General features: G+C 68.9%; 20 protein-coding genes. 4 read left to right on the top strand and 16 right to left on the bottom strand.

Translation table 11 applies throughout. The annotated features are described in order from the left end of the window. Nucleotides 1-2: 2 nt before the first annotated feature. Nucleotides 3-1,046, bottom strand: a complete 1,044-nt coding sequence (locus AC2JAJ_RS15760) for a 3'-5' exonuclease (RefSeq protein WP_486415227.1) — start codon at nt 1,044-1,046, stop codon at nt 3-5. A gap of 82 nt (nt 1,047-1,128) precedes the next feature. On the opposite strand from AC2JAJ_RS15760, the gene AC2JAJ_RS15755 reads away from it, so the two are divergent. Continuing rightward, nucleotides 1,129-1,923, top strand: a complete 795-nt coding sequence (locus tag AC2JAJ_RS15755) for a DedA family protein (RefSeq protein ID WP_486416789.1) — start codon at nt 1,129-1,131, stop codon at nt 1,921-1,923. Between the two features lie 64 nt (nt 1,924-1,987). Here the strand turns inward: AC2JAJ_RS15755 and rdgB are convergent, their stop codons facing one another. From rdgB to clpS, 6 genes are all read right to left on the bottom strand, one after another. Then, nucleotides 1,988-2,635 carry an RdgB/HAM1 family non-canonical purine NTP pyrophosphatase gene (rdgB, locus tag AC2JAJ_RS15750; RefSeq protein ID WP_486415228.1) on the bottom strand — a complete coding sequence of 216 codons (648 nt, stop codon included), beginning with the start codon at nt 2,633-2,635 and terminating at the stop codon, nt 1,988-1,990. Further along, the gene (rph, locus tag AC2JAJ_RS15745) at nt 2,632-3,390 is read right to left on the bottom strand and encodes a ribonuclease PH (protein WP_486415229.1); all 759 of its coding nucleotides are present in this window, start codon (nt 3,388-3,390) and stop codon (nt 2,632-2,634) included. Before rph ends, rdgB begins: the two co-directional genes overlap by 4 nt. A 61-nt stretch (nt 3,391-3,451) precedes the next feature. Next, entirely contained in the window at nt 3,452-4,249 is a 798-nt protein-coding gene (locus AC2JAJ_RS15740) for an MBL fold metallo-hydrolase (protein WP_486415230.1), read from the bottom strand. Further along, nucleotides 4,246-5,259, bottom strand: a complete 1,014-nt coding sequence (gene murI / locus AC2JAJ_RS15735; RefSeq protein WP_221386970.1) for a glutamate racemase — start codon at nt 5,257-5,259, stop codon at nt 4,246-4,248. Before murI ends, AC2JAJ_RS15740 begins: the two co-directional genes overlap by 4 nt. Before the next feature lie 123 nt (nt 5,260-5,382). Further along, nucleotides 5,383-5,949: a DUF2017 domain-containing protein gene (locus tag AC2JAJ_RS15730; protein ID WP_486415231.1), complete on the bottom strand. Its 567-nt coding sequence runs from the start codon at nt 5,947-5,949 to the stop codon at nt 5,383-5,385. After that, entirely contained in the window at nt 5,942-6,325 is a 384-nt protein-coding gene (gene clpS / locus AC2JAJ_RS15725) for an ATP-dependent Clp protease adapter ClpS (protein WP_221386806.1), read from the bottom strand. The genes AC2JAJ_RS15730 and clpS overlap by 8 nt, the downstream gene beginning before the upstream one ends. A gap of 38 nt (nt 6,326-6,363) precedes the next feature. Here clpS and AC2JAJ_RS15720 point away from each other — a divergent pair, with 38 nt between their 5' ends. Continuing rightward, nucleotides 6,364-7,692 carry a nicotinate phosphoribosyltransferase gene (locus AC2JAJ_RS15720; protein WP_221386805.1) on the top strand — a complete coding sequence of 443 codons (1,329 nt, stop codon included), beginning with the start codon at nt 6,364-6,366 and terminating at the stop codon, nt 7,690-7,692. A 9-nt stretch (nt 7,693-7,701) separates the two neighbouring features. Further along, nucleotides 7,702-8,337 (top strand): isochorismatase family protein, encoded by a 636-nt coding sequence (locus tag AC2JAJ_RS15715; RefSeq protein ID WP_221386804.1) that lies wholly within the window; start codon nt 7,702-7,704, stop codon nt 8,335-8,337. A 19-nt stretch (nt 8,338-8,356) separates the two neighbouring features. Here AC2JAJ_RS15715 and AC2JAJ_RS15710 read toward each other — a convergent pair whose 3' ends face one another. From AC2JAJ_RS15710 to AC2JAJ_RS15690, 5 genes are all read right to left on the bottom strand, one after another. After that, the gene (locus AC2JAJ_RS15710; protein ID WP_221386803.1) at nt 8,357-10,135 is read right to left on the bottom strand and encodes a DEAD/DEAH box helicase; all 1,779 of its coding nucleotides are present in this window, start codon (nt 10,133-10,135) and stop codon (nt 8,357-8,359) included. Then, nucleotides 10,135-10,476, bottom strand: coding sequence for a DUF3039 domain-containing protein (locus tag AC2JAJ_RS15705; RefSeq protein WP_221386802.1), 342 nt, complete (start codon nt 10,474-10,476; stop codon nt 10,135-10,137). The genes AC2JAJ_RS15710 and AC2JAJ_RS15705 overlap by 1 nt, the downstream gene beginning before the upstream one ends. Nucleotides 10,477-10,595: 119 nt before the next feature. Then, on the bottom strand, nt 10,596-11,375 hold the full coding sequence (nagB, locus tag AC2JAJ_RS15700; RefSeq protein WP_486415232.1) for a glucosamine-6-phosphate deaminase: 780 nt from the start codon (nt 11,373-11,375) through the stop codon (nt 10,596-10,598). Nucleotides 11,376-11,397: 22 nt separating this feature from the next. Next, nucleotides 11,398-12,969 carry a transporter gene (locus AC2JAJ_RS15695; protein ID WP_486415233.1) on the bottom strand — a complete coding sequence of 524 codons (1,572 nt, stop codon included), beginning with the start codon at nt 12,967-12,969 and terminating at the stop codon, nt 11,398-11,400. Further along, nucleotides 12,951-13,745 carry an ABC transporter ATP-binding protein gene (locus AC2JAJ_RS15690; protein WP_473696955.1) on the bottom strand — a complete coding sequence of 265 codons (795 nt, stop codon included), beginning with the start codon at nt 13,743-13,745 and terminating at the stop codon, nt 12,951-12,953. The genes AC2JAJ_RS15695 and AC2JAJ_RS15690 overlap by 19 nt, the downstream gene beginning before the upstream one ends. Before the next feature lie 47 nt (nt 13,746-13,792). Between AC2JAJ_RS15690 and AC2JAJ_RS15685 the strand changes: the two genes are divergently transcribed. After that, the gene (locus tag AC2JAJ_RS15685; protein ID WP_486415234.1) at nt 13,793-15,667 is read left to right on the top strand and encodes a Na+/H+ antiporter; all 1,875 of its coding nucleotides are present in this window, start codon (nt 13,793-13,795) and stop codon (nt 15,665-15,667) included. Between the two features lie 34 nt (nt 15,668-15,701). On the opposite strand, the gene AC2JAJ_RS15680 is transcribed toward AC2JAJ_RS15685, so the two are convergent. The 4 genes from AC2JAJ_RS15680 to AC2JAJ_RS15665 are packed head-to-tail and all read right to left on the bottom strand — an operon-like array spanning nt 15,702 to nt 19,801. Further along, nucleotides 15,702-15,980, bottom strand: coding sequence for a DUF3253 domain-containing protein (locus tag AC2JAJ_RS15680; protein ID WP_473696953.1), 279 nt, complete (start codon nt 15,978-15,980; stop codon nt 15,702-15,704). A 15-nt stretch (nt 15,981-15,995) separates the two neighbouring features. Further along, on the bottom strand, nt 15,996-17,093 hold the full coding sequence (locus tag AC2JAJ_RS15675; protein WP_486415235.1) for an NADH:flavin oxidoreductase/NADH oxidase: 1,098 nt from the start codon (nt 17,091-17,093) through the stop codon (nt 15,996-15,998). Next, entirely contained in the window at nt 17,093-18,082 is a 990-nt protein-coding gene (locus AC2JAJ_RS15670; RefSeq protein ID WP_486415236.1) for a tetratricopeptide repeat protein, read from the bottom strand. Before AC2JAJ_RS15670 ends, AC2JAJ_RS15675 begins: the two co-directional genes overlap by 1 nt. Nucleotides 18,083-18,133: 51 nt before the next feature. Further along, nucleotides 18,134-19,801, bottom strand: a complete 1,668-nt coding sequence (locus AC2JAJ_RS15665) for a DUF8094 domain-containing protein (protein ID WP_486416790.1) — start codon at nt 19,799-19,801, stop codon at nt 18,134-18,136. Nucleotides 19,802-19,850 lie beyond the last annotated feature (49 nt).

The raw sequence follows: 19,850 nt of genomic DNA, 5'->3' as shown, positions 1-19,850 counted from the left end.
GGCTAGGAGGCGGCGGCCGGGACGCAAAGATTTGTTGCGCCGGATGACCCGTCCTGCGGTCCGCCAACCATCTGCAGGAACTCCCCCTCGGACAGCACCTCGATCGCCTGTCCCCGCTCGTGGAGCTCAAGGACGCGCCGCGCTTTGCCGGTCAGGCGGCCGGAGCGCAGGTCGGCGGCGACGAACCCGTCGCCCACCACCAGGACGGTGGTGCGGCCGGTCACGCGGCTTTCCGTCCGGGCGCCGCAGCGCGCCGAACGCTGTTTCGCATCGGGACGGGCAATGGACAACTGACCGGTGAAGACGACGGTCTGGCCGTACAGCGGATGGCCGGGCTCGGCGTCGGGGTCGGGGTCCGGGTTCAGCCCCTCTTCCGGCCAGCCGGACTGGAACCGGCGCACCAGCGCCGCCCCGGTGCCGGCGGCACCGGACATGGCGGCAAGGCTGGGCTTTGAGAGGCTGCCGGTGGCCGGATCGAACGCCTGCTGCCGCGGCATGGCCAAGCCCAGGGACAGGTAGAGTTCGGCGATGCTGTTGGCGCCGTTGCGGGCGGCGATGTCGATCAGGATGCCGGCGCAGGCCCGGGCATCCTCGGCGGCGTCGTGGTGGTTGACCAGCGGCACGCCGGCCTCCTCCGCGGCGAACGGCAGCGAGTTGGACACCAGCGAGTAGCAGCGCCGGGACAGCATGACCGTGCAGACATAGTCGTAGGCGGGACCGGGCAGGTCGGAGACTTCCAGTGCGGAGCGGATCACGCCGAGGTCGAACGCTGCGTTGTGGGCGGCGAGGACGTCATCGCCGATGAAGGCCCCAATCTCCGGGAACAGCTCCCCGAAGCGGGGCTGCCCTGCCACGTCGGCGGGAGTGATCCCGTGGATGCGCACGTTGTGGTGGTCGAAGTGGTCGTAGTTGGCCGGCGGGCGCATCAGCCAGGATGCTTCGGCCACGATCTTCCCGCCCCTGACCTTCGTCAGTCCCACTGAACACGGGGAGCCGCGGAAGCCGTTCGCTGTTTCGAAGTCAATCGCCGTAAAGTCCAAACCCACGGCCCCCACCTTACCGCCGGAAGCGGCGCAGCCCGGGACGCACAGGCCCGTCAAGTACCCTTGAGGGGTGAACTTTCCTGTGATGAACGACCTCGCTGTGTCCATGCTGGGCGGTGCGGGACCGGTCCAGCCGCAGCTGGCCTCCTTCCTGCCCGACTGGCTGAACCCCCAGGTGTTCCTGGCCGATCCCGCCCTTGCACCGTGGGTGGTCCTGCTGGTGTGCGGGATCGTTTTTGCGGAGACCGGCCTGCTGGTGGGGTTCTTCCTGCCGGGCGATTCCATGCTGTTCACCGCGGGCCTGCTGGTGGCTACGGACACCATCAAGTTCAACGTGTGGCTGCTGGCCCTGCTGATCGTGGTCTCGGCCATCATCGGCAACCAGACGGGGTACCTGATCGGTTCCAAGGCCGGACCGGCCATCTTCAACAAACCCAACTCGAGGCTGTTCAAGCGCGAAAACGTTGAGAACGCCCACGCCTTCTTCGAAAAGCACGGCGGCAAGGCCCTGATCCTGGCCCGCTTCGTGCCCATCATCCGCACCTTCGTTCCGGTGATCGTGGGCGTCGCGCAGATGAGCAGGAAAAAGTTCTTCCTCTACAACGTCATCGGGGCAGTGCTCTGGGGCGGCGGCGTCACGCTGCTCGGCTACCTGCTCGGCGACAAGGTCCCGTGGGTCCGCGACAACCTGGACATCATCTTCATCGCCATCGTGCTGGTCTCGGTGATCCCCATCGGCATCGAGGTCCTGCGCGGTCTGTCCGCCAAGCGCCAGGCCCGGGCCTACGGCACCGACGCCGTGGACGAGTACATCGAAGAGCACGAGCCGCAGGAGGAGCGCAAGACTCCGCGCAATATCCACGGCACCCGCCAGGAGTAGCAGCTCCCCAGGAGCAGGCGAAAAGGTGCGCGCCCCGTGACGGGGCGCGCACCTTTTCGTGTTTCTACTCCGCGGCCTGCAGCGCCGCCACAATGGACGGAAGCAACGCACGGAAGGCCTTCCCGCGGTGGCTGATGGCGTTCTTTTCCTCGGCAGACAGTTCCGCGCAGCTGCGGTCCTCGCCGGCCGGCTGGAGCACGGGGTCGTAGCCGAAGCCGCCCTCCCCCCGGGGCTCCCGCAGGAGGAACCCTTCCAGCTGGCCGTACTCCACCACTTCACGCCCCGGGTCGCCGGCGTTCCCGGGCACCGCCAGGGCCGCCGCGCAGACGAACGCTGCCCCGCGGTGCTGGTCCGGCACGTCGGAGAGTTGGTTCAGCAGGAGCTCCAGGTTGGCAGCGTCGTCACCGTGGCGCCCGGCCCAGCGTGCGGAGAAGATTCCGGGGGCGCCACCCATCACGTCCACTGCCAGGCCGGAGTCGTCGGCGATGGCCACCAGGCCCGTGGCACCGGCCACCGCACGCGCCTTCAGCAGCGAGTTCTCGGCGAAGGTGACGCCGGTTTCGGCGACGTCGGGCGCACCCGCCGCCGCTGCATCCACCACCTGGGTGTCGACGTCGAGCCCGGGCACCTGCCCGCGCAGCAGTTCCCTCAGTTCGCGGAGCTTGCCCTTGTTGTGGGTGGCGAGCACCAGCCGCGCAGCAGGGACGCTCACAGGGTGTCCGCCAGGGTTTCGCGCTGGATCGCTGCCAGCTGCGTGGTGCCCAGCAGTGCTAGGTCCAGCAGCTGGTTCAGCTCCTCGCGGTCGAACGGGGCGCCCTCGGCGGTCCCCTGCACCTCGACGAACTTGCCCGAGCCGGTGACCACGACGTTCATGTCCGTCTCGGCCCGGACGTCCTCGACGTACGGCAGGTCCAGCATGGGGACGCCGTCGATGATGCCCACCGAAACGGCGGCAATGGTGTCCAGGAGGGGCTGTGCGTTCTTGGCGATCAGCTTGGTCTCGCGCGCGAAGCGGATGGCGTCGGCCAGCGCCACGTAGGCGCCGGTGATCGCGGCCGTGCGCGTGCCGCCGTCGGCCTGCAGGACATCGCAGTCCAGGACAATCGTGTTTTCGCCCAGGGCCTTGGTGTCGATGATGGAGCGCAGCGACCGGCCGATCAGGCGCGAGATCTCGTGGGTGCGGCCGCCGATCTTTCCCTTGACGGATTCCCGGTCGGAGCGGGTGTTGGTGGCGCGCGGCAGCATGGCATATTCGGCGGTGACCCAGCCGCGGCCTTCGCCCTTGAGCCAGCGCGGAACTCCGGCGGTCAGGGAGGCCGTGCACAGCACCCGGGTGTTGCCGAATTCGATCAGTGCCGATCCCTCAGCCTGGTTGGACCATCCGCGGGTGATGCTGATGGGCCGGAGCTGGTCGGGGGCACGGCCGTCGGCGCGCACGATGGGCACTGCTGTTGCTTCAGGTGTCATGCCTTTAGCTTATCGAGTGGCCGCCCGGACGGCGCGCGGGGCACCCTTCAGGAGGCTGCCCCTAGATCGTGTAGTGCACGCCCGCCACGGCAACGGCCACGTCGCCGGGGAAGACCGGGCGGGCTTCCGCCATGACGGTGGTTTGGGACGTCCAGACGGGGATGTGGGTCAGCAGCAGGCGGCGCGCACCGGCGGCAGCGGCGGCCTCGCCCGCCCGCTTGCCCGTAAGGTGGACGTCCTTGATGTCGCTGTCCCTGCCTTCCTCGAAGGCCGCCTCGCACAGGAACAGGTCGGCGTCCCTGGCCGCTTCCTCAAGCCCGGGACAGGAGTCGGTATCGCCCGAGTACGTCAGCGTCCGGTGGACCGGGGTCCCGTCCCTGCCGGGCTCCGCCACGTCCACGCGCAGCGCGTAGGCCTCCTCGATGGGATGGTTCACCGCGTACGGGGTGACGGTGAAGGGTCCCACGGTGACGGGCTTCCGCTCCGCCCAGTTGGTGAAGTCGAACTCCTCGTGCATCCCGGGGTCCAGGTCCAGGCCGTACGCCGTGGCCATCCTGTCCGCCGTGGCCGCGGGGCCCCAGACGGGAATCCGGCCGCGTCCCCAGCCGCCGGGCTTCCAGCGGATGGCCACATGCAGGCCGCACAGGTCCATGCAGTGGTCCGGGTGCAGGTGGGTGAGGAAGATCGCGTCGATGTCCTCCAGGTCGGTGTAGCGCTGGATGGCGCCCAATGCCCCGCTGCCAAGGTCCATCACCACCTTCCAGGTCCGCTCGCCGTCGGTGGCGGTCAGCAGGTAGCACGACGCCGGGGAGCCGGGCCCGGGGAACGAGCCCGTACACCCCACAATGGTCAGCTTCACAGGGCAGGTCCCCCGGCGCGGCCGGAATTTGCGAGGCCGCCGCCCACGAAGTTCGAGATGCGGGGGCGCTGCCGGGCGCTTTGGGCTGCCGCGATCATCTCGGGGGTGATGCGGGCCAGGCTGCCGGTGGGGTACTGGGCCGCCACGTGGTCGACGTGGCGGACGGACAGCACCTCGGGGCCAAGGAACCGGCGGGCCAGTGCCTCGAACTGCCCGGCGTCGCCGGTGGCCACGAAGTGGTGCTCGGGCGGCGCTTCAGAGGTGCGCTGGAGGTTGTGGGTGGCCAGGGCGCGGTAGACGTCCTTGGCGGTTTCCTCGGCGCTGGAGACGAGCGTGACGTCGGCGCCCATCACGTACGAGATCACGCCGGTCAGCAGGGGGTAGTGGGTGCAGCCCAGGACCACCGTGTCCACGGCGGCGGCCTTCAGCGGTGCCAGGTACTCCTCCGCGACGGCGAGCAAGGCCGGACCGGTGGTGATCCCGGCTTCCACGTAGCTGACGAACTCGGGGCACGCCACGGAGGTGATGTCGAGGTCCGGGGCTGCGGCGAACGTGTCCTCGTAGGCGCGCGAACCCACGGTGGCGGACGTGCCGATGACGCCCACCTTGCCGGTGCGGGTGGCGGCGACCGCACGCCGCACCGCGGGCTGGATCACTTCGATCACCGGGATGCCGTACTTGGCCGTGTACCGCTCACGGGCGTCGCGCAAAACAGCGGCCGACGCCGAGTTGCAGGCGATGGTCAGCAGCTTGACTCCGGAGTCCACCAGTTCGTCCATCACGCCCAGGGCGTTGGCGCGCACCTCCGCGATGGGAAGGGGGCCGTACGGCCCGTGGGCGGTGTCCCCCACGTAGAGGATCGACTCGTTGGGGAGCTGGTCGATGATGGAGCGGGCCACGGTCAGGCCACCAACTCCGGAGTCGAAGACGCCGATCGGCCGGGTTGCCAGGGCGGCGGCCGGAAGGTCGCCGGCCGCGGGCGCCGGTTCAGTTCGCGCTGACGGGTCCATGCTCGAGGCTGTTGTCATGATTATTCGAGGATAGGTGCTCCCCGATGTGTCAGGCATCATCTTGTGGCCTGCAACTCGTGTCTGATCTGTCACAAGGACCCCGGGAACGGCAACTGCCGTTGCTCAACGCCGGGATTCCAGCGACTGCAGCATGGCCTGGACCAGGGACTCCTGCAGCCACGTGGTGAAGTTGTACACCAGCGCCAGGTAGCTTTCCACATCCTCGGCCTGGGACCAATCCTGCATCCGGTGGACGTGCTCCGCGTCGGCCTCATCCCGGATGTCCAGCCGTTCGGCCAGGACCAGCCGCACATCGTTCAGCGCCATGGACCAGTGCCCTGCCCCCTCGGGCGTCAGCACGATCTCGTCCTTGTCCAGGTCCAGGGCGGCTGCGCGCAGGGCCCCGATCTTCGTTTCCCGCAGCGAACGCTCGGTGAGCTGGCGGAACTCAAGGCTGGCCGCGCCGTCGTCCTTCACCGCGTTGGGCAGCAAACGCCGGACGGCACGGTCCGTGGGCTCGGCCACGTCCATGTCCAGGCCGATCAGTGCCGCCAGCGGGTCCTGCCCGGTGCGTTCCTCGGGCTGGAGCATGGAGATGACATCGTCGATCAGGCTGCGCAGCAGGTCCCGTTCGGCCGGTTCCAGGTAGCCGGTGATGCCCTTGAGCCCGTATTTGAATGCCTTAGCCACGTTTCCCCTTGCCCTGGCCCGGACCGCCGGACTTGCCTGAATTGCCGCTGTGGCCGCCGCTTGCCTTCTCCACCGTGGCCCACAGGCCGAAGCCGTGCATCGCCACCGCGTGCCGCTCCACCTGTTCCTTGCTGCCCGAGGCCACGATGGAGCGGCCCTTCTTGTGGACTTCCATCATCAGCTTGTTGGCTTTGCTTTCGGAGTAGCCAAAGTAGCTTTGGAACACGTAGCTGACGTAGCTCATGAGATTGACGGGATCATTCCAGATCACCAGGTTCCAGGGGATGTCCGGCGCGGTCAGCGAGTCGGTGGACTCTGCTGTGCCGGTCCGGATGCCCTCCTGTGTATCAGGGCCGGGCGCAACGCTTATGGTCATCTGTCCATTCTATGGGGACGCCCGATAGAGTGACTTTCGTGAGCACCTCAGCCGGCTGGGACCATCCCCGCACGTCCTTTTACACCGACCACTACGAGCTGACCATGCTCCAGGCGTCCCTCCATTCAGGCGCGGCACACCGCAGGTCCGTGTTCGAGGCGTTCGCCCGGCGGCTGCCCGACGGCCGGCGCTACGGCATCGTGGCAGGCACGGGGCGCCTCCTGGAAGGCATCGCCAACTTCCGCTTCGGTGAGGCTGAACTGGAGTTCCTGGAGCGCACGAAGGTAGTGAACGCGGAAACCCTGGAATACCTGGCCAATTACAGGTTTTCGGGCGATATCTGGGGCTACGCCGAAGGCGAGGCGTACTTCCCCAACTCCCCGATCCTCATTGTCGAGGGCACGTTCGCAGAGGCCTGCATGCTGGAGACGTACATCCTCTCGGTCCTCAACCACGACACCGCCATCGCCTCCGCCGCATCCCGGATGGTCAGTGCCGCGCACGGCCGGCCCTGCATCGAAATGGGGTCACGGCGCACGCACGAGGAAGCCGCCCCCGCATCAGCACGGGCCGCCATCATCGCCGGCTTTGACAGCACCTCCAACCTTGAGGCCGGGATCCGCTACGGTGTGAAAACCGTGGGCACCGCGGCCCACTCGTTCACGCTGCTGCATGACACCGAGCGGGACGCCTTCGAGGCGCAGATAGCCTCGCTTGGCGAGGGCACGTCGCTGCTGGTGGACACATACGACGTCGAAAAAGCTGTCCGCACGGCCGTTGACCTGGCCGGGCACCGGCTGGGCGCGGTCCGGCTGGACTCCGGCGACCTGGTGGACCAGGCGCAGTGGGTGCGCCGGCTGCTGGACGACCTCGGCAACGAAAACACCAAGATCGTTGTCACGTCCGACCTTGACGAGTACGCCATCGCGGCCCTGCAGTCCGCCCCCGTGGACTCCTACGGCGTGGGCACCTCGCTCGTGACAGGTTCGGGGGCCCCCACGGCCAGCATGGTCTACAAGCTCGTCAGCCGCACGGACGACGACGGGAACTTCGTGTCCGTGGCCAAGGCAGCCAAGAACAAGGCGAGCGTTGGCGGGCGCAAGTACGCGCTGCGGAAGCTGGACGAGCGCGGTACCGCCACCGCCGAGGTGGTGGGGGTGGGACATCGGCCCGAGGATGACGGCAACGACCGGCCGCTGCTGCAGCAGTTCATGAAGAACGGCGAGCTGCTGCCGGGATGGACCGGCCACGAGGGAGTAGTCCGGGCCCGCCAGCGGCACGCGGAGTCAATGGCGGAACTGCCGCCGGTGGTCAACCGGCTCCAGCGCGGCGAAGCTGCGATCCCCACTCTCTACGAAGACAACTGAGGAGAACTGATGTCCCGGGCCTTGATCATCGTTGACGTCCAGAACGATTTCTGCGAGGGCGGATCGCTCGCTGTCCCCGGCGGGGCGGCCGTGGCCGGCGCCATCAGCGAATACCTGGACGCCCACCACGGCCAGTTCGACCATGTGGTCGCCACCCAGGACTGGCACATTGATCCCGGCAGCCATTTTTCCGACACCCCCGACTACAAGGACAGCTGGCCGCCGCACTGCGTGGCCGGCACCCGGGGCGCGGAGCTTCATCCCGACCTCGACACCGAATACATCCAGGCCTACTTCCGGAAGGGGCAGTTCGCCGCCGCGTACTCCGGTTTCGAAGGGCTGCTGGCACCCGAGGACGCTGTCCCCACCGGCGAACGGCAGGCCGGCGGCCTGGCCGCCGCCGCTGACGCGGAACGGCTGGCCGAGGGGGACGCCATCGGACTGGATGACTGGCTGCAGAGCCACGACGTCGAGGACGTGGTGGTGGTGGGCATCGCCACCGACTACTGCGTGAAGGCCACGTCGCTTGACGCAGTCCAGGCCGGCTACGGCGTGACCGTCATCAGATCACTGACCGCAGGCATCGCCGAAGACCTCGAAGAGGCCGTTGCAGAAATGGAGCTCGGCGGCGTGGACGTCGCCTAGTTTCGACGTCCACCTACCGCTACTTGCGGCCGACGAACCAGTCCTGGAGCTTGCGCAGCCGGGACTTCAGCTGCTCTTCGTTGGCCTGTGCCACCGGCGGTCCGCCACAGACGGTCCTGAGCTTGGTATGCACCACGCCGTGCGGCGTCCCGGTCCGGGCAGCCCACGCCGCCACGTTCTTGGCCAGTTCGTTCCGCAGGTCCATCAGCATGCGGTGGTCCGGGACGGCGGGGGCAGCGGGCTCCGCCGCCGGCGCCTTCCGGTTCTTCCGGTTCAGTTGCTCGTGCTGGCGCTGGCGCAGGAGCGTGCCCACCTGCTCGGCATCCAAAAGCCCGGGGATCCCCAGGAAGTCCATCTCGTCGTCGGACCCCACCTCGCCGCCGGTGCCGAACTCACCGCCGTCAAACAACACGCGGTCGAAGGAGGCCTGGGAATCCAGGGCCTCGAACTTGCCCTTGGTGAGGCTGTCCGAGGCCTTGTCCTCCCGGTTCGCCTCCGCCATAAGGGAGTCTTCGGGGTTGAAGAGCCCGTCCGGGTCCTCCTTTTCCGGCCGGTCCAGGGCGTGGTCCCGCTCCATCTCCATGGAGTTGGCCAGTGCCATCAGCTGCGGCACGGACGGCAGGAACACCGACGCCGTCTCGCCCCGTTTACGGGCACGCACGAACCGGCCAACGGCCTGGGCGAAGAACAGCGGAGTGGAGGTAGACGTGGCGTAGACACCCACGGACAGCCTCGGCACGTCCACGCCTTCGGATACCATGCGGACCGCAACCATCCAGCGTTTGTCGCCGGCGGAGAACTCCTCGATCTTGCTGGAGGCCTTCGCGTCATCGGAAAGGATGACCGTGGGCGACTCCCCCGTGATCCGCTTCAGCTGGCCGGCGTAGGCGCGGGCGTCCTCGTGGTCGGTGGCAATGACCAGGCCGCCGGCGTCGGGCACGGTGCGCCGTACCTCGCTGAGGCGCTTGTCCGCGCCGGCCAGGACGGCGGGGATCCACTCGCCGGCGGGGTTCAGGGCGGTCCGCCAGGCATGGCTGGTGATGTCCTTGGTGACCGCGGCCTCGCCCAGCGACGCCGCCATCTCCTCGCCGGCGCTGGTGCGCCAGCGCATCTGGCCGGAGTAGGCCATGAACATCACCGGCCGGACCACATGGTCCCGCAGCGCGTTGCCGTAGCCGTACGTGTAGTCCGCCTTGGAGCGCCGGATGCCGTCCCGGTCCTCGGCGTACTCCACGAACGGGATGGGCGAGGTGTCCGAACGGAACGGCGTACCGGTCAGGGACAGCCGGCGCACGGCGGGGTCGAACGCCTCGCGCAGGCCGTCACCCCAGGACAGAGCCTCGCCGCCGTGGTGGATCTCATCCAGGATCACCAGCGTGCGGGCGGCCTCGGTCTTGGCCCGGTGCAGCAGGGGCTTGCTCGCAACCTGCGCATAGGTGACAGCGACGCCGATGAACCCGCGGCCGTGCTGGCCGTCGGAGTTCTTGAAGTTGGGGTCGATGGCGATGCCCACCCTGGCGGCGGCGTCCGCCCACTGCCGCTTCAGGTGGTCGGTGGGTGCCACGATCGTCACCCGGTTCACGGCACCGGAGTCGATGAGCGTTGAGGCAATCCGCAGCGCGAAGGTGGTCTTGCCGGCGCCGGGGGTTGCCACCGCGAGGAAGTCGCGCGGGCTGTTCTTCAGATAGAGGTCAAGGGCTTCCTGCTGCCAGGCACGGAGTTTCGGGGCGGTTCCCCAGGCTGCACGTTCCGGGTAGGCCGGAGGCAGGGTGGGACCGCCAAAGAGCGTCTCCGTCACTACTGGTTGCTGCCCGAGTCCCCTCCGGGACCCTTGCCGCCGTCGTTGCCCGGGCGAAGGCCCTCATAGACCTCTTTGCACGTGGGGCAGACCGGGAACTTCTTCGGGTCCCGGCCCGGCGTCCAGACCTTGCCGCACAGTGCGATGACGGGCTCCCCGGTCATCGCGGACTCCATGATCTTTTCCTTGCGCACGTAGTGCGAAAAGCGCTCCCGGTCCCCCGGTTCCACTTCCTGGCGCAGTTCTTCGCGCTCAATGGTGGCCGTGGACGTTCCAGCCCCGGAAAGCTCGCGCATCGGGTCGTTTTCGAGAGGGTCCGTCATGCTAGTCATGCCAACCATCTTAGCCGTTCCGCCGGCCCGGCGTCCGACGGCGGCGCGTGCCGTGCCGGACGAAACCCACCCTCCTGCGCTGGCCGCCGTCGTCCTCTTCCGGAGGGATGGCGCCGGCCGCGCCCGGGCTACAGCCCCTGCCAGGCCGGCTTGTGGTCGTAGGTGTGCCGGTAGAAATCGGCAAGCCGGAGCGCGGAGGCGGCGGCCTCGTCCAGCAGGATGGTGGCGTGCGGATGGAACTGCAGTATCGAGGCCGGGCAGATGGCTGCCACCGGCCCCTCCACGAAGTCGCGGACCGCCTGCGCCTTCTGCGCGCCGGTGGCGAGCAGGATCACATGCCGGGCATCCATGATGGTGCCCAGGCCCTGTGTCAGGACATGGTGCGGCACCTCTGCCAGGCTGTTGAAGAACCGGGCGTTGTCGCGGCGCGTCTGTTCAATGAGGCTTTTGATCCGCGTGCGCGAGGCGAAGGAGGAGCCCGGTTCGTTGAACGCGATGTGGCCGTCCGTACCCACCCCGAGCAGTTGCAGGTCCACTCCGCCCGCCGCCCGGATCGCCTCCTCGTAGGCAGCGCACGCAGCAGGGATGTCGGCGGCCGCGCCGTCAGGACCGTGGACATTCCCGGGGGCGATGTTCACCCGGTTGGTGAATTCCCTGCGGATCACCTCCCGATAGGATTCCGGATGCCCGGCCGGCAGCCCCACGTATTCATCGAGGGTGAACGCGGACGCCCGGCTGAAGTCCAGGCCCTGGGCGTGCCGGGCTGCAAGTTCGTCGTAAACAGGCAGCGGCGATGAACCCGTCGCCAGGCCCAGGACCGCATCAGGCTTGCGCCGGACCAGGTCCTCGATGGCGTCCGCCGCCAGCCTGCCAAGCTGTTTACTGCCGCCCAGGATCACTACTTCCATGCCATTTCCTTCCGGTGGGTTCTCAGCGATTAATGGAAACCTGCGCCAGGAGGTCCGGCCCCCGGGCATCGAGCCACCTGCCGCCCAGCCGGACTCCGGCCAGGAACAGCGCCAGCCCCAGCACAATGCCGGCCGCAAGGTTCAGCCAGCCGAAGAGGGCGTTGCCCGTGAGCGCCTCGGCGAGCAGCAGCGCAGCTTCCGGCAGCACCAGGACCCCAAGGACCGCCATGCCGAGGAACTGCACAGCAAGGGTCTGGCCAACGTTGCCCGGCGGCTTCTTGAACGGGCTGTCCCCCGGCAGCGGAACCGTCACCGTGTACCGGGCCGAGACCACCGAGGACAGTCCGAGGCCGGTGAACAGTATTCCCAGGCTCAATCCCAGCCGGCCCGGCAAGGCAGCCCATTCGTGGGAGAACGCGGCGTAGCCCACCGCGAAGACCAGCACCACCGGCAGCGCGAACGCCATGCATGCCAGCGCCCTGCCCAACCGGTCTGCCACCCCGGACACGCCGGTGGCCAGGTGCAGGGCGAATGCGGTGTTGTCGTAGGAGACGTCGGCGGAGATCGACCAGGCCAGGATGAAGGCGGACAGCGGTGCCAGGAACGCCAGGCTCCCGTAGTTCCCGGTCTGCGCTCCCTGGAAAGCAAGGACCACCGGGAGCAGCGGGATCACCACCAGGGAGCCCGAATACCGCGGATCGCGGAGCCAGTAAATGAGCGAGCGAGCCATCACGGCACCGGCGGGGGTGGCAGGCAGCACGCCCAGGAGTCCCAGCCGGCTGCCCTTGCGCTTCGCGCCGCCGGCATACGGGGGCGTCACCAGCGCGCGCTCCAGGAGCAGCTTCCAGCACCAGGCGAGCGCGGCGAGGGTGGCCAGGGACACCAGCAGTTTCAGGGCAGCGGCCCCTGCACGGCCCGCCGCCACATCGCCGGCCAGTGCCCACGGAGCCCCGAGCGGGGTCCACGAAAGCGTGCGGGCAAAATCCGGCAGGAAAGCCGCGGAGGCGGAGATGCCGCGGCCCACCGCTGCCACGATGGGGCCCAGCAGGACCAGGGGCACCATGAACGCGATGGAACTGGTGTCCTTGAACCGCCGGGACGCTGCAAGGCTCGCGGTCGCGGTGGTGGTCACCTTGGCCAGCACCACGCAGGTGAGGACGCCCAGGCAGGCACCCAGCAGGGCCGACAGCGCAGGCAGCACCCCGCGGGACCACGTCACCACGGTGGACAGTGCCACCAACAACGTGGCCAGCCCGGGGATCCCGATCAGCCCGCCGAGTGCCAGGCCGGCCAGCAGCTGCGGCATCGGGATCGCGAAGGTGGTGAAGCGCGCCGGGTCAAGGGTCATGTCCGTGGCAGATGCCACCAGCGGAACAACGCCCCAGCCCGCCACGGCGGCCGCGCCGCCCAGGACCACGGCTGTGTAGGCGATTTCCTGGCTGGCGTTGCGCAGCAGGACCAAGGCAAGGATCAGCGTCGCCACCACACCGAGCGCGTACAGCCCGGCAATGGCTATTCCCACCAGCTGCCAGCGGCTGCGGCGTAAACCGTTGCGCAGCAGCGTGAGCTTGAGCCTTAGAAGGTGCGCAACCATTCCAGCCCTTCCGTGTGGGTATGGCCGCCGACCAGCTGCACGAACCGGTCCTCCAGGGAAGCTCCCGCACGGACCTGGTCCACCGTTCCGGCCGCCAGCAGCCGGCCGCGGGCAACAACCGCCACGTGGTCGCACATCCGCTGGACCAGGTCCATCACATGGCTGGACACGATGACGGTGCCGCCGGACGCGACGTAGCGGTCCAGGATGGAGCGGATGTTCGCTGCCGACACGGGATCGACAGCCTCAAAGGGCTCGTCGAGGACCAGCAGCCGGGGCGCATGGATCATGGCCGACGCCAGGGCGATCTTCTTGGTCATGCCCGCGGAGTAGTCCACCACCAGCGTCCCGGCGTCCCCGGTGAGGTCCATGGCCGCCAGCAGCTCCCGCGCCCGGGCGGACACCACGTCCCGTTCCATCCCCCGCAGCAGCCCCGCGTAAGTGATGAGCTGTTCACCGGTGAGCCGGTCAAAGAGCCGTACCCCGTCGGGCAGGATTCCCATGAGGCGCTTGGCCTGCAGCGGATGCTGCCAGACGTCCACGCCGTGCACCAGGGCCGTGCCAAAGTCGGGACGCAGGAGCCCGGTTGCCATGGACAGGGTGGTGGTCTTGCCGGCACCGTTGGGTCCCACAATTCCGAAGAATGATCCGGCAGGGACCTCCAGGCTGAGCCCGTCCACGGCGATCTTCCCGCCGAACCTCTTGGCCAGCCCACGGATGGAAAGGGCGGCGACGGGTGCCGCCTCCGGGGCCTGGGCTGGTATCGGCGTTGTCATACCGCCAGCCTAGCCGCCAGGCCCGCAGTCGGTGCCAGACTAAACAGATGGATATCGCGCTGGGCCTGCTGGCCATCGTTGCGGTGGTCTGCGCCGGAAGTGCCCTCGGCCGCCTGGTCAACGTACCGGTCCCGCTGCTGCTCGTCCTGGCGGGCATTGCCGGCTCATTCCTGCCGTTCATCCCGCCGGTGGACCTGAACCCCGAACTGGTGCTCGTTGGCTTGCTCCCGCCGCTGCTGTATGCGGCCGCGTTCAGGACGTCATTGTTCGACTTCAGTTCAAACCGGCGCTCCATCGGGTTGCTGTCAGTGGGCTACGTCGTCTTCGGCACGCTGGCTGCGGGCCTGGTGGTGTGGTGGATCTTTCCCGAAATTCCCTTGGCCGCGGCGTTCGCGCTTGGGGCTGTGGTTGCGCCGCCTGACGCCGTGGCGGCGACGGCGATCGCGCGCAGGGTGGGCATGCCGCGGCGGATCGTGAACATCCTGGAGGGCGAATCGCTGGTCAACGACGCCACGGCGCTGGTTTGCCTGCGCGCCGCAGTGGCGGCCATCGCCGGCTCCGTCTCTGTCCTCGACGTGGCCGGCGGCTTTGCGCTGGCCACAGGTGGCGGCCTGGTGGTCGGCCTCGCCGCCGCATACCTCCTGACCGAAATCCGGAAGCGGGTCAGCAACGTGGCGATCAATACGTCGACGTCGCTGATGGCGCCCTTTGTGGCCTTCCTCCCGGCCGAGGCCATCCACGCGTCCGGGGTGCTCGCCGTCGTCGTCACCGGCCTTGTGATGGGCACCAAGGCACCGGCCATGCCCAATGGCGCCGCACGGCAAAGCGCCCGGAGCAACTGGGACACCGTGCAGTTCCTGCTGGAGAACTCCGTGTTCCTGCTGATCGGCCTGCAGGTGCGGGCCATCGTGGAAAGCGTCCAGGACGATTCCCTGGGCGTGGGCCGGGTGTGGCTGGGCTGCGCCGCGATCCTGCTGGCGGTGTTGGTGCTGCGCCCCGCCTGGGTTTTTCCCACTACCTACCTGCCCCGCCTGATCCCGGCCGTGCGCCGGAAGGATCCGGCACCGCCGTGGCAGTTCCCCGCCATCGTGTCGTGGGCGGGCATGCGGGGCGTGGTCACGCTGGCCGCCGTCCTGACGCTGCCCGATGACCTTGAGCACCGCAACGTGCTGGTCCTGGCCGCCATGGTGGTGGTGGCGGGCACGCTGGTCCTGCAGGGACTGACGCTGCCGGGCCTGGTCCGGGTGCTGGGGCTGCCGCGGCCGGACAAACGGGAGGACGCGTTGAACCAGGCCTCGTTGATGCAGCTGGCCACCGCCGCGGGCCTGGAGCGGCTCGAGCAGTTGCGGCGGGAGGGCGACCCGCCGGAGGTCATGGACATGCTCCGGCGGCGGACGCAGGAGCGCGGGCTGGCGGCCTGGGAGCGGCTGGGCAGGCCCGGCACCGAGGCGGCCACCCCGAGCCAGCGCTACGCCCAGCTGAGGATGGCGATGCTCGAGGCCGAGCGGGACAAGGTGCTGGAACTGAGGAGCGGCGGGGACTTCGCACATGAAGTCCTGAGCGAGGTGCTGGAACGCCTCGATGTCGAAGAGTCCATGCTGGACGCTACCCTCCACGAACTCGGCTCGGGCGTGGAGGGCGGCGGCGAGGGACTGTCCCAGCCGGGCGGGGCCTGCGACCACCTGGCCACCGCACTGCCGTCGCCGGTTCCCGCCAGTCCTGCCTGCGCGGAGTGTGCCAGGGAAGGAACCACCCCGGTCCACCTGCGGATGTGCCTGGGATGCGGAAATGTGGCCTGCTGCGACTCATCCCCCGGCCGGCACGCGAGCCGGCACTTCAGGGAATCCGGCCACCCCGTCATGCGCAGCATCGAACCCGGCGAGCAGTGGCGCTGGTGCTACGTGGATGACCTGCTGGGCTGAGCCGCAGGCACGAGCCGGCCGGCTTCAGTGGCCGTCAGCGGACCTTGCGGATACGGATCGGCCCCTTGGCAGTGGCGGGATCCACCGCAGAACCGCCCTGCGTGATTTGGACTGCACCGGATTCCACCAGCCGCCGTGCCGCTTGGCGCACCGGCTCCATCAGGGTCCGCCACTCGTCCCCGCCCACCGCGCGGGCAGCATCGGACGGGCAAATGGTGGCCGCCGGGGCGCGCGAGGCCAGAAGGCCCAGGATGGTGGCTTCAAGCTCCTGGTCCGTTGGGCGTGGCGCCCCGTGCGGGGGCTCGCGGGTCATCTGCAGCTCGCAGGCTCAGAAGGTCCGCCGGGGAACGGCGCGCTCGTATTGTGGCGGCCAGGCGAGATCGTGGCCCAGTTCGAAGGCCGCGCGGAGCCACCAGTGCGGGTCCCTCAGTGCCGCCCTTGCGATGAAGACGCCATCAGCCTGTCCGGTGGCGATGGCATGCTCGGCCTGGCCGGGAGTGGTTACCAGTCCCACGGTGCCGGTGGCGACCCCCGCCTCTTCCCGGATGGCGGCGGAGAACCCGGTCTGGTAGCCCAATCCCGGCTTGATCTGCTGGTGGGCCACTGCCCCGCCGCTGGAGACATCCACGAGGTCCACGCCATGTGCGGCCGCCTCGCGGGCAAGCCGGACCGAGGCGCCCTGGTCCACGCCACCCGGCGCCCAGTCCGTGGCCGAGATCCGCAGCAGCAGTGGCATGGAATCGGGAATAACAGCGCGCACGGCGTCAACCACGGCCAGCATCAGCCGGTTCCGGCCCGCTTCGTCCCCGCCCCACTCGTCGTCACGCTGGTTGATCAGCGGACTCTGGAACTGGTGCAGCAGGTAGCCGTGGGCCCCGTGGATCTCCATGGTGTCGAAGCCTGCATCCACCGCACGGACCGCTGCGGCGGCAAAATCGGCGATCACCCCCTGGATTTGGTCCACGGTCATCGCAGCAGGGGCGGCGTAGCCTTCGAAGGAGGTCGTGGACGGGCCCAGCGTGTCCCAGCCGCCCTCGGAGGCCGGAACGCTCCCGTGCTTGCCGGAGAACGGCCAGTACGTGGACGCCTTGCGCCCCGCGTGGGCCAGCTGCACGCCGATCCGGGCGCCGGCAGCACCGTTCTGGTGCACAAAGGTAATGATCCGCTCCCAGGCGGCAGCCTGTTCGTCGTTGTACAGCCCCGCATCACGGGGGCTGATCCGGCCCTCCGCGTTGACGGCCGCCGCCTCGGTCAGGATCATGGCCGCACCGCCCACCGCGAAGCCGCCCAGGTGCACCAGGTGCCAGTCGTTGGGGACGCCGGGGGCGGCGTCGGGATCGCAGCTGTACTGGCACATGGGCGAGACCCAGCCCCTGTGCTGCAACTCCAGCGACCGCAGCGCCAGGGGATCAAACAGGCCGGGCACTAGAAGAGCACCCGGGCCAGCGCCTGCCGGGCTTTGGCGACGCGTTCGTCAGCAGCACCGACGACGTCGAACAGTTCCAGCAGCCTGACCCGTGCGGTCTCGCGCTCCGGGCCGAAGTTCCTGCCGATAAAAGCCACCAGCCGGTTCAGCGCGTCTTCCACGTGCCCGCCGGCGATGTCCAGGTCCGCCACGGCAAGCTGCGCCTCAAGGTTGTCGGGTTCGTTGGCCGCCAGTGAGCGAAGCGCTTCGCTGTCCTGGGCTGACATCGGCTGCAGCCGCCCCATCAGCTCCACCTGCGCCAGCCCGGCCTTGGCCTCGTGGTCTGACGGCATTTCCTTCAGGGCCCGGCGGTACGCCTCGGCAGCGGCCGGGTAGTCGCCGGCCTCGATGGCGTCGAAGGCGGCCTGGTGCAGCGGAGGAAGCGGCGCCGGCTCCTGTTCTGCGGCTGCTCCCGCGCCCAGGCTTCCGGTGACGCCGTTGGCAGCGGCCACCTTGAGCAGTTCATCGAACAGGCCACGCACCTGCTGTTCGTCCGCACCGCCCTGGAACAGCGGCACGGGCTGGCCCTTCAGGACGGCGACGGCCGTGGGCACGGCCTGCACTTGGAAGGCCTGGGCGAGCTGCGGGAACGCTTCGATGTCGGCCGCGCCGAGGACCAGGCGGCCCCCGTAAGCGGCCACCACGCGGTCCAGGGTTTCGAGCATCCTGGCGGACTCCGGCGAATAGGAGGCCCACAGGGCGAAGACCACCGGCACCTGCGCGGAGAGTTCCACCAACTGCTGGAAGTTGGCCTCGGTCACGTTCACCTTCAGCTCCGGCCCGCCGCCCTGTCCACCGGGCTGCGTTGCGGGAGGCGCCTCCCCGCCGGAACCTGGCTGGGCTCCGGAAGGAGCTGCCGGGCGCTTCAGCGAGGAAAGGTCGACGGCGCCACGCAGGTTAAGCGGGTTGGCGGCGGCAGGAGGAACTGGACGGGAAGCTGGCGAACTCATGTTTCCCACTCTAGCCACTCCGGCCGCCGCCGGTGGTAATGCCGCCAGGGGCTACTTGAAGCTGGCCCCCACCAGGCCGCGGGTGGCGGCAACAAGCTTCATCGGGTCGCTGGAACCGGCCGGCGGAACGTACACCGCCATTGACTCTGCGAAGTTCAGGACCATCCCCGTGGTGGTCTCCTTGCCGCCGGCCAGTGCTGCGGCGTCGTCACCGATGGTGAGCTTGTCGCCGGCAGCCTTGGGGGTTCCCTCGAAGCCGAAGTTGATCCTGCCCAGGACCAGCGCGCCGCCGTCCGAGGTCCGGAACACCACGGTGCTCTCCGGGACCACCTTGTGGGTGAAGGTGAAGTTGCCGTTCTGGCCGGCCTTGACCACCTCGGCCTGGTAGGACAGGGTGTCGGCGATGTAGGGCGAGGACTCTCCCTCCACCAGCTTGTCCTTGAAAGGCGAGTCGGCGGATGTGAGCCTGTCGGCGAGCCCGGACATGGCCTCCTCGCCGCTGTACAACAGGCCGGCCTTATCGGCGGGGGCCAGGGTCTGGGTGCCTCCCCGGCTGATGTTCGGGAAGGTGGTTCCGGGCTGGAGCGGGGTGGTCTCCACCAGCTTGTAGTTCTCGCGCGGCGACTGCTGGACCAGCGTGAGGATCTGCGGGACCACGTTGCCCTCGCCTTGGGTGACGGCCAGCACCGAACGCGGCCAGTCCCGGTCGCTGGTGACCACCGTGGTGAGCAGCTTGGTGGAGCGCACCGGCATGCGGGGCTCGTAGGAGCCTACCTGCGAGCGGATCTTGTAGTTCTGCGTGCGGACTTCGAGTTCGGGACCGGCTACGCGGTCTGCAAGCTTGGCCGCGTCTTTGGCGGCGTCGCCCGCGTCGGTTGCGCTGGAGACCTGCTCCAGGATGCGGCGGAACTGCGAATCCAGCAGCACCGGCAGGCCGCCGGAGGTTGCCGGCGCGGAAGCATTCCCGGTGGCCGCCGGGGACGGAGTGGCGGCCTGGGCGGCGGGCGCGGTTCCCGCCAGCACGGCGGCCGTCATGCCGGCGGCCAGCATGGTCAGCCGCGACGGGGAGGACTTCGCCTGGCTGCGGGCACGGGCACGCTGCGCAAAGCTGCTGCTCCCGCCCTCGCCTTCGCCGTCGGCCCCGCCGTCCTTCCGGCGGCCGGAAAGCACGGCCAGGGCGATGCCGCCCAGGATCAGCAGACCGCCGATGACCATCAGGGGGACGGCCCAGGGGGTGGAGGTATCGTTCGGGAACGTCATGGACACCGATGCCGGGGCAGGCTTGGTGCCGTCGGCGGCCAGCAGCAGGGACCAGTCCCCGTCAGCGGGCGGGGTCCAGGTGTACTCCAGTCCGCCGCTGGCGTTTTCGCTGGCGGCCCAGAGGTCCGACCCGGCCGGGTTCGGCGCCGTGGCGTCGCCGTCGGCGTGTTCAACCTGCAGGGACTTCCCGTCCTCGGAAACCCCGGAGATGGTGTTGTGGGCAGTCGGGCCGACCCAGGCCTGGACGTCGTCCGGCCTGCCGGCGGCCAGGATGAAGTTTCCGTCGCCCTGGACGGTCACCTTGACCGGTCCCTCGTGGAGGGTCCGCAGTTTTTGGTCGATGACGGTCAGCGGAGCGGCAGCGGCATCCGCCGGGACGGCAGCAGTGAACGTCTCCGATGGAGCCCAGATGGTCCTCTGGCCGATGCCGGCCAAAAGTGTCAGGAGGCCGAGCAGCACGAGTGCGACTGCAGTCTTTAAACGCAAGGGAAACACCTATCATCAGCGG

The organism is Arthrobacter sp. MOO21 (genome assembly GCF_057369995.2).
Note: the sequence above shows the minus strand (reverse complement) of the source record. Positions and strands in the feature narration are given on the sequence as shown.